The sequence below is a fragment of the Faecalibacillus intestinalis genome, from assembly GCF_003024685.1.
GTDB lineage: Bacteria > Bacillota_I > Bacilli_A > Erysipelotrichales > Coprobacillaceae > Faecalibacillus > Faecalibacillus intestinalis.
The window spans coordinates 1-12,494 of sequence record NZ_PYLQ01000006.1 but is presented as its reverse complement, the minus strand read 5'-3'; the positions used below and the strand labels follow the sequence as shown (position 1 = coordinate 12,494).

At 24.4% G+C, this 12,494-nt stretch carries 16 protein-coding genes and 1 pseudogene; 8 read left to right on the top strand and 9 right to left on the bottom strand.

What is annotated here, in order from left to right:
- Positions 1–10 precede the first annotated feature (10 nt).
- The 7 genes from C7U54_RS05840 to C7U54_RS05810 all read right to left on the bottom strand — a co-directional run bounded on the left by C7U54_RS05840 (position 11) and on the right by C7U54_RS05810 (position 3,733).
- Positions 11–769 carry a TatD family hydrolase gene (locus tag C7U54_RS05840; RefSeq protein WP_107029625.1) on the bottom strand — a complete coding sequence of 253 codons (759 nt, stop codon included), beginning with the start codon at positions 767–769 and terminating at the stop codon, positions 11–13.
- A gap of 234 nt (positions 770–1,003) precedes the next feature.
- A complete protein-coding gene (locus tag C7U54_RS05835) occupies positions 1,004–1,561 on the bottom strand; it encodes a DUF308 domain-containing protein (RefSeq protein WP_158561775.1) in 558 nt (185 codons plus the stop codon).
- An 86-nt stretch (positions 1,562–1,647) separates the two neighbouring features.
- Positions 1,648–2,181, bottom strand: a complete 534-nt coding sequence (locus tag C7U54_RS05830) for a TetR/AcrR family transcriptional regulator C-terminal domain-containing protein (RefSeq protein ID WP_107029623.1) — start codon at positions 2,179–2,181, stop codon at positions 1,648–1,650.
- Between the two features lie 69 nt (positions 2,182–2,250).
- Positions 2,251–2,400 (bottom strand): GHKL domain-containing protein, encoded by a 150-nt coding sequence (locus C7U54_RS15515; protein WP_227392793.1) that lies wholly within the window; start codon positions 2,398–2,400, stop codon positions 2,251–2,253.
- Positions 2,401–2,558: 158 nt separating this feature from the next.
- Positions 2,559–3,011 carry a hypothetical protein gene (locus C7U54_RS05820; RefSeq protein ID WP_022000785.1) on the bottom strand — a complete coding sequence of 151 codons (453 nt, stop codon included), beginning with the start codon at positions 3,009–3,011 and terminating at the stop codon, positions 2,559–2,561.
- 13 nt (positions 3,012–3,024) lie between these two features.
- Entirely contained in the window at positions 3,025–3,402 is a 378-nt protein-coding gene (locus C7U54_RS05815; protein ID WP_107029622.1) for a DUF6120 family protein, read from the bottom strand.
- A complete protein-coding gene (locus C7U54_RS05810; RefSeq protein WP_022000783.1) occupies positions 3,395–3,733 on the bottom strand; it encodes a PadR family transcriptional regulator in 339 nt (112 codons plus the stop codon). Before C7U54_RS05810 ends, C7U54_RS05815 begins: the two co-directional genes overlap by 8 nt.
- A gap of 194 nt (positions 3,734–3,927) precedes the next feature.
- On the opposite strand from C7U54_RS05810, the gene C7U54_RS05805 reads away from it, so the two are divergent.
- From C7U54_RS05805 to C7U54_RS05780, 6 genes are all read left to right on the top strand, one after another.
- On the top strand, positions 3,928–4,278 hold the full coding sequence (locus C7U54_RS05805) for a hypothetical protein (RefSeq protein WP_107029621.1): 351 nt from the start codon (positions 3,928–3,930) through the stop codon (positions 4,276–4,278).
- A gap of 73 nt (positions 4,279–4,351) precedes the next feature.
- Positions 4,352–5,362, top strand: a complete 1,011-nt coding sequence (locus C7U54_RS05800; RefSeq protein ID WP_107029620.1) for a hypothetical protein — start codon at positions 4,352–4,354, stop codon at positions 5,360–5,362.
- Positions 5,359–6,204, top strand: coding sequence for a hypothetical protein (locus tag C7U54_RS05795; RefSeq protein ID WP_107029619.1), 846 nt, complete (start codon positions 5,359–5,361; stop codon positions 6,202–6,204). Before C7U54_RS05800 ends, C7U54_RS05795 begins: the two co-directional genes overlap by 4 nt.
- Positions 6,204–7,058, top strand: coding sequence for an ABC transporter ATP-binding protein (locus C7U54_RS05790; RefSeq protein ID WP_107029618.1), 855 nt, complete (start codon positions 6,204–6,206; stop codon positions 7,056–7,058). Before C7U54_RS05795 ends, C7U54_RS05790 begins: the two co-directional genes overlap by 1 nt.
- On the top strand, positions 7,045–8,151 hold the full coding sequence (locus C7U54_RS05785) for a hypothetical protein (protein ID WP_107029617.1): 1,107 nt from the start codon (positions 7,045–7,047) through the stop codon (positions 8,149–8,151). The genes C7U54_RS05790 and C7U54_RS05785 overlap by 14 nt, the downstream gene beginning before the upstream one ends.
- Positions 8,135–10,090: a hypothetical protein gene (locus C7U54_RS05780; RefSeq protein ID WP_107029616.1), complete on the top strand. Its 1,956-nt coding sequence runs from the start codon at positions 8,135–8,137 to the stop codon at positions 10,088–10,090. The genes C7U54_RS05785 and C7U54_RS05780 overlap by 17 nt, the downstream gene beginning before the upstream one ends.
- On the opposite strand, the gene C7U54_RS05775 is transcribed toward C7U54_RS05780, so the two are convergent.
- Positions 10,077–10,445: a transporter substrate-binding domain-containing protein gene (locus C7U54_RS05775; protein ID WP_199589621.1), complete on the bottom strand. Its 369-nt coding sequence runs from the start codon at positions 10,443–10,445 to the stop codon at positions 10,077–10,079. The two genes, C7U54_RS05780 and C7U54_RS05775, sit on opposite strands and share 14 nt — an antisense overlap.
- A 130-nt stretch (positions 10,446–10,575) precedes the next feature.
- Positions 10,576–11,022, bottom strand: a complete 447-nt coding sequence (locus C7U54_RS05770; RefSeq protein WP_107029614.1) for an S-ribosylhomocysteine lyase — start codon at positions 11,020–11,022, stop codon at positions 10,576–10,578.
- A 186-nt stretch (positions 11,023–11,208) separates the two neighbouring features.
- On the opposite strand from C7U54_RS05770, the gene C7U54_RS05765 reads away from it, so the two are divergent.
- Together C7U54_RS05765 and C7U54_RS05760 are read left to right on the top strand one after the other, a co-directional pair.
- A complete protein-coding gene (locus C7U54_RS05765) occupies positions 11,209–12,102 on the top strand; it encodes a hypothetical protein (RefSeq protein ID WP_107029613.1) in 894 nt (297 codons plus the stop codon).
- 157 nt (positions 12,103–12,259) lie between these two features.
- Positions 12,260–12,494 (top strand): annotated as a pseudogene (locus C7U54_RS05760) (ISL3 family transposase); the annotation flags it as partial.

Sequence of the window (12,494 nt, the reverse complement as noted above, 5' to 3'; positions counted from 1 at the left end):
AATTTTCCTCCTATTTAATGCCAAATACTTTTTTAGCATTAAACGTTGTCTGACTTGCAACGCTTTCTATCTCCATGTTCTTTAGCTTTGCTATTTCCTGGGCAATATACACAACATTTGCAGGCTCATTTAAAGTACCACGATAAGGGTGTGGTGTTAAATAAGGACAGTCGGTTTCAATTAATAAATGCTCTAAACCTATTTTTTCTGCCACATCTTTAGGAACTCTGGCATTTTTAAAAGTAACTGGTCCAGCTAATGAAATATAGAAACCTAAATCAATAAATCTCTTTGCCATTTCTACTGATCCACTATAACAATGCATAATTCCTGGATGTCCATTTCTTTTAAGCACTTCATAAGTATCTTCATAAGCATCTCTACAATGAATAATAATTGGTTTTTGATGTTTTTTAGCAAGATCAACTTGTTGTTGAAAAATATCTTTTTGTTTATCACTAGGAACATCATCCCAATAATAATCTAATCCGATTTCACCAAGTGCTACAACCTTTGGTTCATTTAAGTACTCATCGATGGTTTGTAAATCTTGAGTAGTTGTGTTTAAACAGTCGTTAGGTCCTATCCCTACAGCAGCATAGATAAAAGGATATTCTTTTGCAATTTCAACTGCCTTTTTGGAAGACTCAAGATCATAGCCTACAACAACCATCATTTCTACTTGATTGTCTAAAGCATGTTTAATAAATTCATCTTTGTTTTCATATAATTGTTCACTATTTAAATGACAATGTGTATCAAAGTACATAAATCTCACCCTGGTGAATACTAACAAAATATCATAACTTTGTCAAATTTCTAAAAGACTTCATTCATTTAAAAAATATTTTAGTCCATTTTATCGGTGTTTTTTTGAATGAATAAAAATATATTTTGTAATATTTTAGGATTTAAACAAATATATGCTTATAAATATGGTATTTTATAAAGGGCTCATTATAATATATGCCCACTTTTATGATTTATGATACTAAAGTATAAATTATTGAAGATATCTACGATATTCTTTTGTAATCTTTGAAAGTCTTAAAGCAATAAATAAGTTTCCAATACCATTAATAAGGAATAAAATTCCTATCACAAAAGCAGAGGAAATGACTGTACTTGGGCTCAAAAAGAACATTGCAAGTCCTGTGAAAATTAAAATTGTAACAATAATATAATCAAAAGTTAAAGAATAACTAACCATTGATTTAATAAAGGTATAAGCTTCAAAACAATAGATGGCACTAATAATGATATATAAACTAAAAATATAAGAAAAGAATGTTGTCATCATTGATATATGTGTTAATACAAAGATACCTAATACGCATTTTAAAATACCACTCAATAATGTATTCTTCATAAAATAAATATCTAACCAACCACTAAAATAATAAATAAAATCAATAATTCCTGTAAAAGTAATAATAATACCAGCAAGTATTGTAATAATTTGAAAAGATTCTTGAGGATTTATTAAAAATAATATACCTATCACTATTGCACTTAAGGCATTAATCCATATACTCATTTTTACTTTATTTAAAGTTTTCATATTCATTCCTTCTTTCTACTTTTACTATAATCTTATTTATATCAACATAAAATGGACAAAATAAAAGAATTAACCAAAAAAGGCTCCTAATGAGCCTGTATTGTTGTTTCTATTAAATGAAATATTTGTTCAACAAATGGTTTTAAATCATAATCACCTTGTGCTTCTAACCAATCAATAAGAATACCTATCATTAAACATTTATAAAAATGAATAAGTGTTTCTTTTTCTTGTTCACTTCGTAAAACATAATGAGAAGATTGTTTCATAAACATTTTTACAATATGTAAGGCTACATGATTCATATAGGTAATAAACTCATCTTTTTGTGATGAATTATAAAGATGTTGAAAAGCTTTTTTATGTTGATTACATTCTTCTATAAGTGGTACAAGACATGTCATTGGTGAACCAAATTCATAGTTATTTTGAATAATTTGATCTGCCCATGATTTAACAGTATATTCTGCTAAATTAGGAATATCTTGAAAATGATAGTAGAATGTATTTCTATTTAAATGACAGCGTTCGACAATATTTTGAACAGTTATCTTATTAAATGGTTTTTCCTCTAATAATTGCCAAAAAGCATCAATAATTGTTTCTTTTGTTTTTTTCATATCATTACCTCATTTACCACATTATAACAAAAAAGAAATTGTAGATGAACAATTTCTTTTAAATGAATACTAATGAATATATTCGTATTTATCAATAACTATAAGAACAGTAAACCAATATTTATCTTCTGAAAAAGATATTTCAGATTTATATTTTTTTAAAGTTGATTTTACACTTGATAAACCAATTCCATGTTCTGACGTTCCTTTTTTACTTATGAGCTGAGGATTATATTTTAATACTGGATAGTTAATTCATATCAAAAACAATAAATAACAAATACTTAAATATAATTATAAACATACAATTATATAAAATGACAAATGCTATATAACTTAATGAAATCTGATATTTACCTTGTAATGCTATTCAATTATTATGATAATACTCCTGTAGAGCTACAAGTAAGCCTAACAGTTAATTTTTTTGTTTCATAAGCTGTATTATCATAGCTATGTTTTGCTGTTGCAGATGCTATTGCTGTTGCTCCTGATTTAGAAGCAGATTTACTCGAAATAGCCCATTTATTATTATATACACCTGACTTAACTGATGATGAAATACATTTTGCTGATCCATTCCCATATGAGAACGTTCCAGTTACAGTTACATACCATTGTTGAACGCCCGTACTACTATTATATCTAGCAATTTTACTAGCAGTTTTTTGAGATCTAGCATAATCATTAGATACAAATATAGTTGTTTCAATATACGAACCATCTTCCAAATATTCTATCTGTGAAATATTTTCATAATTATAAGCATTTACTTGTGAAGGTATGCATAAAATACAAAATAAGCTTAAAAATAATATAATTTTTTTCATAAATTTTCTCCTTTTATTTAATAATTTCTTCAGTAATATAACCATGTGTTTCTGATTTTGCTTCTTCATATAATTGATTTAATCTATACATTTTAAATCCCCATAATAGAGTTATTAAAATTAGAAGTGTTAAAAGAAAATATTGAAATAACTTTTTCCTATTTAGTTTTTTTATGAGTTCATTACTTTCCATATTTTCAATATAAGATCCTGCAACCTCATTAGGTGTACCAAATTCATTTACAATATCCTGATAAGTACATCTCTCTAAATCGCCTGAAAATTCTTTTATTCTTTGAGTTAATAATAAGATAAATTCTCTTTTATCTTTTGAATGGATAGGAATTATTCTTTTTACATATTTAATAAATTTTTTTGAATCTTTATTCATTTTTTTCCACCTCACCATATTCAATAATGTCGAATACACCTTTAATATTTTTTCTAAAATCAGTAATTGTTTTTTCTAGATAGTCTCTTCCTATAGGTTCAATATGATAATAAACTCTTACTTTTTTATTTACTATTTCATCTCGACTAGAAATGTATTCTTTTTTCAATAGGTTATGCACTACGGGATAAAGTGTACCTTCTTTTATATCTAATGTATTATTTGAAACTTCTTTGATTTTTTTTACTAATTCATATCCATAGCAATCACTTACTTTTAACAAACTTAAAACAAGCATATCAATATTAAAAAAGCTATTTGATTTTGCCATAATTTTATCACCAAAATAATTATAGCAGTATAATATTATAATTACCATACTATTATTATAAAGGTATTATTGACAATATAGTAATATAAGATATAATAAAACTAAGGTAGACGTCAACCTAAACTAATGAAAGGAATATTAAATTATAAAAAAATAAAATTAAATTATTTGTAACGTTAAGTTTCGCACTACTTATGGCATTTGGAAATGTAAACTCTGTATCCGCTGCTAAATCAACAACAAAATCAACACCATATGGTACATTAAAAGGATTTATATCTCCTTATAATAGTGGATCATCTAAATTGTGTGAAGGTGGTACCACTATTGGTCAAAATGTTAAATCTATCAAAATAAAAATAGAAGCTAAAAAAACTAGCACTGGTGCTAATATTGGTTCTACTCAAAACCAACATGCAAATAGTTCTGGTGTTGGAGATACATTAGAATGTTGGGGATATACTGGAACTAAAGTTACATTTTATGGAACACATGATGCTATTCATACAACTGGATATCATGTTTATACATCTACACAATATTAAATTAATATAAATATCATTTTTGATAATAACTATTAAATTATCAAAAATGATATTTTCTATAATGAGGTTAACTATGAAAAAAATAATAACCATTTTTTTAGTCATATTACTATGTGGTTGTCAAACCACAAATAATCATAAAGTAAAAACAGTTAAGAAAACTCAAGATTACCAACAATTATCAAAATATGAAATCATTGATTTTAAAATCATAGATCATAATTTAATATTCGTTTATAAAAAAAATAATCAAACATATGTTTATGATTATTCTATAGAAAAAAATAAAGAATTATTAAACACAATGATTTTTGATGGGCCTGTTAATAAAGCTAAAATACATGTTCTTCAAGATATATATGCTATTCAACTAACAGACACTTTATTCTTATTTCAAAATCATGAACTTAAAAATCATATTGATTTAAATAATTTTTTTGATGAATTTGAATATGATAGTTTAGCTGTTTCATCATCCGGTCAATTTATTTCATGTGTAAAAATGAATTATGATACAGAAAGTGTTTTATTATTAGATAGAAATTCTCGCTTAGTTAGCACTGTTCTTACTTTAGATGATACACCTAGAAAATTAAATGCTATATGGGAATTAGCTTTCACAAATGATAAATCCCTTATTTATACTGGTGGAACATATTTAAAACAAGGTCAACAAACTTCTGGATGTTATGGAGTAATAGATATAGATCATCAAAATTATAGTTTATATAATAGTCCCCAAGTTACTTTAAGTTCTTTTAAAGATAAAAGTATTATTCATAATCAAGATGAAGGCTATGGTGCTAATAAAGATAAGATTGCTGTTTATTATGATAATGGATTTAATGATTTAGGATTTAATTATGAAAATTCTGTAAATTGTTATTTAAGTAATAGAAAGATTATTATTACAGAAAAAGGAAGTGTTGATGATTGGAAACCTTATATTATTTTCAATAATGTAAAATATGATTTTAATGAGCTAGATAATATTTTATTTGCTGAATATGTTGATCACCAATTATTTATTATAGGTAAACAGAATGAGAAAACTACTTTTATAAAAAGAGAGGTAACAGAATGAAAAAAATAATGCTCAGTATGTTTTGTATATTTTTACTTGTTGGATGTAGTACCAAACAGGAAAATATAACGATTAAAAAGAACAACAATCAAGAAACAGTTGATTTAAAAGTAGGTTTTGGATTGCATCATATTGAAGATGGTTATAATTTTGATGGTAAAGATGTAGATATTAATTATGATTATGAAGTTGTAGGTAGAGATGCAAATTTTGGTTTAATGATATTTATTAATGGTATTCCTCAAATGATTAAGCATGAAGATAAAGAAAGTTTAGTCTACACATTTAAAGGAAAGAAAGACACTAATAAAACTGAGCATGTTTCTATTATGCCTAATACTGGTAGTAAAGGTGATCATCTTTATATGCATGCTTTTTTAATAGCTGATTATGAAATTGTTGATTCTCTTAAACAACTTACTAATAAACAACATATGATGGCTTGTGGTACTACTTTTATTGATATTCATCAAGATACTGCTAATAATCCTATAGATTTAAATAACAATTATGATTTAATTGATTATACATCTGATTTATTAAAACATGATGAAGAAGGTTATTTTGATAATAATTTACTTATTCAATTTCCTAATAACTTAGAAGGAAATTTTAAGAAAAATAAACCTATTACTATAAAAATGAGTGGTATTTCTGATAATTATATTCTTTGGGTATTAGAAGATTTAAAACCTGTATCTAGCTACCATATAGAACTTCCTAAAAATAAAAGTGCAGTATTAAGCTATAAACCAGGAAATAAAACAAAAAATGTAAAAGCTATTGCTATTCCTCTTTCAAGTAATCTTCCAGAAGAAAGTACTTCATTGGTGGTAAAGTAATGAATATTTATATAAATGATTTATCAAAGTATTATAAAAACAAAAAAGCATTAGATCATATTACTTTACATTTATCATCTGGAATCTATGGATTAATTGGTCCTAATGGAGCAGGAAAAACTACTTTTTTAAGTATTTTATGTGGACTTATTAAAAATGATAGTGGAACAATTGAAATTGATGAAGTTAAATTTTTAAGTGATGATTTTTATCATGTCTTTGGATATGTTCCTCAATCTCCTGCTTTATATGTTGATCTTACTTGTAATGAATTTCTTGAATATATTTGTGCACTTAAATCAATTGATAAAAATCAAATAGATCATACTTTAAAATTAGTTAATTTATATGATCAAAAATACATCAAGATTAAAAAATTATCTGGAGGCATGAAGCAACGTTTATCTATTGCTCAGGCAATCATAAATGATCCTCAAATTTTATTATTAGATGAACCTACAACAGGTTTAGACCCTATTGAAAGATTAAGACTTAAAAATCTCTTGAGAAATCTTTCAAAAAATAAAATTATTATTATTTCTACTCATATTATTCAAGATATGGATCATCTAGCTAAATCTCTTATATTCTTTAAAAACGGACAATTATTAGATTTTAAAAGTCCACAAGAATTAATATTATCATTAAAACAATTCTTTTATGAAACGATCGTTTCAAAAAATGATCTACAAAAATATATAGAAACATATCATGTTTCTTCTATTGTACCTATTAACGATGATTATAAAATTAAGTTTTTTTCTCATAAAGATGAATTATTTCCACATTGTAAAGAAATAAATTTAGAAGATATTTATCTTTATTATTATGGTGATGTTTATGATAAAAGGTGAATTATATAAGTTATTACGTTCTAAATCAATTAAAGTCTTATTTATTCTTTTGCTTGTCTTAAACAATTTACAAATCATATATGTCAATTATCAAAATATATATGGAGATATTAATACAGGAAAAAGAAAAATATTAAAAATAATTGAAGGCCCTATTTCTCAACAAAAATATGATTGGCTTGTTAATTATCATAATACGATGTTAGAACAAGTAAATAATGGAAACTATAATACCAAAAACAAGTCTAAAAATACTTTTTCAGGTTATGTTTTCGGTGATGAACAGATAAGTAATAATTTATTAGAAGATTATGAATATACAATCAATTATCATTCTTCAATTAAAAATAAAATCACTATTCTAGATGAAAATATTAAAAAAACTCAAAATAGTAAATGGAAAAAAGAAAATATAATGCTTAAAAAAAGATTAAAAAATAGAAATCTTAGCTACTACTATGATTATACCTTAATCAATAATTTTATGAATCAAGATTTTCAATATCTATTATCCCTTATATTTTGTATTATCTTAGTAATCAAATTATTCATCTATGAAAAACAAAAACAAACAGATTTATATTTTTATATTTCTAGAAAACAAATAAAGAAAATATTTATATCAAAGATATTAATGATCTTGTTATTTACGTTTATTTCTTCTTTATTATTGTTAATAGAAAGTTATCTTATTTATTATTTTTTAGGAATGAAAAATGGTTTATTTCAACCACTTTATGCATTATCTCATTTTATGTATGAACCCTATAATATTTCTATATTCTTTTATATTGTTTGTAATTATTTTTTTCGTTTAGTTGGGTGTTTATCTTTCTCTTATTTATTTTTATTTCTTTGTCATTTTTTAAACAAGGAATATAAAGGATTTTTTATTGCTATATTGATTATTTATATTTCAATTCAGTTATATAACAACAATCTATTAAGTATTATTAGTTTTTCATCTTTAAATGATTCTATATATAATCAAAAGATTTTTATGAGTTCCTTATTATTTTCATTTATCATTTTAAATTTAAATTTTTTTACCTATTTTCTATTTAAGAGGAGATATTATGTATCAATTAATTAAATTATATTTTCGTTTATTTTTTAAAAATAATAAAGGTTTACTCATTATTCTTATTTTACTTTTTACATCTTTCTCAACTTTATATATAAATCTACATCAAACAAAAATAAACCGTGATACTACTACACAAATTTATGATCAATACATAAATAAATACTCTGGTATTCCAAATAATTCAAAAGAAAAACAAATTCTAAAAGAATTAAATTCTTATGAAAATAATGAAGATATTTTAAAAGAATATCAAAATCATCAAATTACTCAAAAAGAATATCTAAAAAAACAAAGAAAAAATAATTCTAATATTTTAAAAAAAGATGCATTAAATTCTTTCTACTTATATTATTTAAAAATTAAAAATACTCAACATAAGGAAATAGTTAATACAAAGTATACTGATTGTTTAAATTTTAACAATCTAGATTTTATTCTCATTCTCTTCCTTTTCTTTCTTATTTATAGTATCTATTTAAAAGAAATAGATGATCATATATGGATTTATGAAAAAACAACATCTAATGGTATTAAGAATGCTAAAAAGAGTAAAATATTTGTATTTAGTTGTATATGGGGATTATTTTTAATTTTAATGACTATTGGTAAAATACTTATTTTTAAACATTTTTCTAGATTAGATTTTTCAATAATTAATATTCCTTGGTGTTCAAAAAATTGTCCAAACATTTCATTAATAACATTTATATGCTTTTGTACATTTCTTTACTATATAGCGAGTTATCTTTTATGTAGTCTAAGTATTTTACTAAAAAAATTTATTCATTCTAATATCTTTATTTTGCTTGTACTTTTTATTTTCGTCTATATTCCTTTAGCTTTCTTAGGAAATAGTATACATATTCTTTATTTTCCTTTTATTAGTTTTCTTGTTCCTGGTCGCTATTTTGCAGGTTATGGTGAAAAAATGTTAGGCATAGATTTTCATATAGTAATTATTGAATTGATTATTATCTTTATATTCTTTCTTCTTTCTTTTTTTAAAGGAAAAAGAAAGAACTTGATTTTTCTTTCTTTATTAATATTAATAACTGGTTGTTCAAGTAATCAAAATAATTCATCTAGTTTTCAATACAATAGTTATCATGAACTTAACTTTGCGGAAAATAAAGAATATTATTATTTTTCTAATAAGATAATAGATAAAAATGATTGGAAAGAGTATTCTTTAATAAGAAATCTTTATGAATCTAGTAATAATTTAATTAACGTGTTTCCTCAAAAAGATGGTTTTTTTTATACTATTGACGATGATGAAAGTGAATATTTATATCTCTTTAATAATGATTTTCAAGATGTTAAATTAAAAAAGTTATCTTCTTTACAGAAAAATTTTATGAATATAGAACAACAACATATCCCTATTTCAGATAAAAATATATTAGGTATTATTGGTAACAAGAATAGATATTATATTATTTATAGCGACAAAATAACTAATCAAAATAATAAAGTTGTTTATAAAGGAAAATTAACAAACCATTATTCTATTTATCATCAATATCTTTATTTTCTACAAGATGATTATACAATCATTAAAATATCTCTAGATACATTTAAAAAAGAAAAATTAGATACTCCATTATGTGATTATTTCTATATAAAAAATAATCATCTCTATTTACACAATATTCAAGATGATAAGTTATATTGTGATAATCAAATTCTATTTAATGAACAAATTGAAAATAGTGATATATATAAAGATAAACTATATTACACCCAAAATGATGGTTTATTTATGTATGATTTTACTTATAAAGAAAGTACCTTGTTAACAAAAGAAAAAGTATATTCATTAAAAATATCAATAGATGGAAAATATTTATCTTATATAACAGATAGCACTAAAAAAAATAAAGAAATTAAAATAATCATTAAAGATTTAAAAAAGAATAAAATAGTATATGTTAGAGATGCATAAAAGTCATGGATAAACCATGACCTGTTTGTGAAAATTTATGTCCTTTGATATCACTCATTTTAGTGATTTCTGTATTATCTTTTTTAGTGATAATTGCTGGATATGAGTATGTATGTGGAATTGAAAAATCATATTTTTTCTTTCTTTCAGCAGTAATTGCTACTTGATTTGTTACTAAATCATATTTATCTGAATCTAATCCAGCAATTAAACTATCCCATTTAACTTCTACAAATTTAACTTTAACCCCTAATTCTTTAGCAAGCGCTTCTGATACTTCTACATCATAACCTACTAAATTATCGTTATCATCATGATATGAAAATGGAGCAAATGTTCCTTCTGTTCCAATCACGATTTCTTTCTTTTCTTTAATTTTATCCCATGTATTTTCTTGTTTAGATGATGCACATCCTGTTGTTACAGTTGCTAGTAAGGTAAGTGCTAATAATTTAATTCCTTATTTTTTCATTGTTGTTTCCACTTTATAATAGATGATATTCATGTTCCCATTTACTGTTTACAAAATAATCAGCTGCTTTTTTAGCTGCTTCTAAATCCATAAATGTATAATTTCCACATTCTTCTTCCTTAGCCCCTGGAATCTCTTGATCCCAAGAGGCAATTTGACTATAAACATCTTTTACAACTTCTTTAATCACTTCTAAATCTAAATCTCTCACAATCAAATAAAAGCCTGTCATACAGCCCATTGGTCCAAAATAAATCACTCGATCTTTATATTTACCATTTCTAAGTAATGTTGCGCCAATATGTTCAATCGTATGTGCTGCTTCTGGTTTTAAAGCTGGTTCAACATTAGGCTGTGTCATTCGAATATCATATGTAATCAAATCCCCATCAATTCTTGATACATAAACTCCTTTAGTTAGTTTTCGATGATCAACACTAAAACTTGTAATTCTTTCCATTTTTAATTCCCCCATTTTATTTTGTACCAATTTATTTATTTCATATATAATTAGTATGATATAAGAATATAACATTCACTTATCCATGTCAAGCAAAAGCTATGTGACTAAAAGAATAAAAATTTTTTATTTTTTTAAAGAAAAAAGCAAAAAAATAGTCGATATATATAGTAGGAGGTATATTTTATGGAAGGTATAATTGAAAAAAGTTCATCTAATCATAAACTAGTATTAGATAACTATTGTAAGTTGATTATTTGTCATGAAGAAATATTAAGTAGAATAGTTAAATGTTTTATTGATGAAGCAAAACATTTAACTCTGAATGAAATTGAAAGATTGATCAAAGAAAAGAAATCTTTTCAACATTTAGATAAAGAAAACTTTATTCCCTATAGTGGTAAAACGAATTATGATTTCCTTTGTACGATTGATTTATCCCCAAGAATCTATCTAAATGTTGAAATACAAAACGATCCAAATCCAGGTTATTCTCTGATTACACGAGGTCTTACTTATATCTCAAGAATCATGACAACGCAGTGGAAAAATGAATATTATGACTATGATTATAATCATATAAAGAAAGTCTATTCAATTTGGATATTACCACAATCTGCCAAAAAGAATGATGGTCATATCAATGCATATAAGATAGATGAAATAAATATCAATGGAACAACAATAGAAAGAATAGAAACCTATGACAAAGGTGTACTTATTATGATATACTTAAACAAAGAACATGATACTAATGAAAAGTATATAATCTATGATAACATACTAACACCACTTGTTGCTTTTTTAAATAATGTATTAAGTTATCAAGAAAAAAGAAGAATCATGAAAGAATATGGATTTAATGTAATAGATAAGGAGGTAGAAAAGATGTGTAACTTAGGAGAAATGATTGAAAGAGAAGCAATTCAAAAAACGAAACAAAGTGAAAGAAAAAAAAGAAATATCATGGTAGTAAAAAATCTTATTCATAATTTAAATACTACTTTTTCTAACGCAGTAGAATTACTTGGATTACCTCAACAGGAAATTGATGAGATTAAAAAATATTTTCAATCATAAAGAAAATGTATCAACTTAAATCGGTATATTAAATTATCCGGTGCTTAGAGGTTCGCTCTAAATTATTAGGCGGAGTACCCTCTAAATTATCGTGGGGATGTGAATCATCCCCTTTTTTGATACAATTTTACTGTCTGGTCCTGATTAAATTATTATTATGAACAACGAATTATTAAAACTATTTGATATCAAGGATGATGTTGTTGAAACATTTACTGTAGATCATAAAGAATCTAATTATGAAATCGATATTAGATTCAAGCCATCTAGATTTTCATGTCCTACATGTGGCAGCACTCATTTCATTAGTAAAGGCAATAAGAAAAGATCTCTTGTATCTGTACCTGTTAATGATAAACCTGTAAAGATGATTACTTATGTTAAAAGGTATA

Coding starts and splice junctions, on each gene's coding strand:
- C7U54_RS05805 (WP_107029621.1), top strand. CDS start 3,928: ATGGCATTTGGAAATGTAAACTCTGTATCCGCTGCTAAATCAACAACA.
- C7U54_RS05815 (WP_107029622.1), bottom strand. CDS start 3,402: ATGAATAAAGATTCAAAAAAATTTATTAAATATGTAAAAAGAATAATT.
- C7U54_RS05835 (WP_158561775.1), bottom strand. CDS start 1,561: ATGAAAACTTTAAATAAAGTAAAAATGAGTATATGGATTAATGCCTTA.
- C7U54_RS05810 (WP_022000783.1), bottom strand. CDS start 3,733: ATGGCAAAATCAAATAGCTTTTTTAATATTGATATGCTTGTTTTAAGT.
- C7U54_RS05765 (WP_107029613.1), top strand. CDS start 11,209: ATGGAAGGTATAATTGAAAAAAGTTCATCTAATCATAAACTAGTATTA.
- C7U54_RS05840 (WP_107029625.1), bottom strand. CDS start 769: ATGTACTTTGATACACATTGTCATTTAAATAGTGAACAATTATATGAA.
- C7U54_RS05770 (WP_107029614.1), bottom strand. CDS start 11,022: ATGGAAAGAATTACAAGTTTTAGTGTTGATCATCGAAAACTAACTAAA.
- C7U54_RS05785 (WP_107029617.1), top strand. CDS start 7,045: ATGATAAAAGGTGAATTATATAAGTTATTACGTTCTAAATCAATTAAA.
- C7U54_RS05820 (WP_022000785.1), bottom strand. CDS start 3,011: ATGAAAAAAATTATATTATTTTTAAGCTTATTTTGTATTTTATGCATA.
- C7U54_RS05795 (WP_107029619.1), top strand. CDS start 5,359: ATGAAAAAAATAATGCTCAGTATGTTTTGTATATTTTTACTTGTTGGA.
- C7U54_RS05790 (WP_107029618.1), top strand. CDS start 6,204: ATGAATATTTATATAAATGATTTATCAAAGTATTATAAAAACAAAAAA.
- C7U54_RS05800 (WP_107029620.1), top strand. CDS start 4,352: ATGAAAAAAATAATAACCATTTTTTTAGTCATATTACTATGTGGTTGT.
- C7U54_RS05830 (WP_107029623.1), bottom strand. CDS start 2,181: ATGAAAAAAACAAAAGAAACAATTATTGATGCTTTTTGGCAATTATTA.
- C7U54_RS05780 (WP_107029616.1), top strand. CDS start 8,135: ATGTATCAATTAATTAAATTATATTTTCGTTTATTTTTTAAAAATAAT.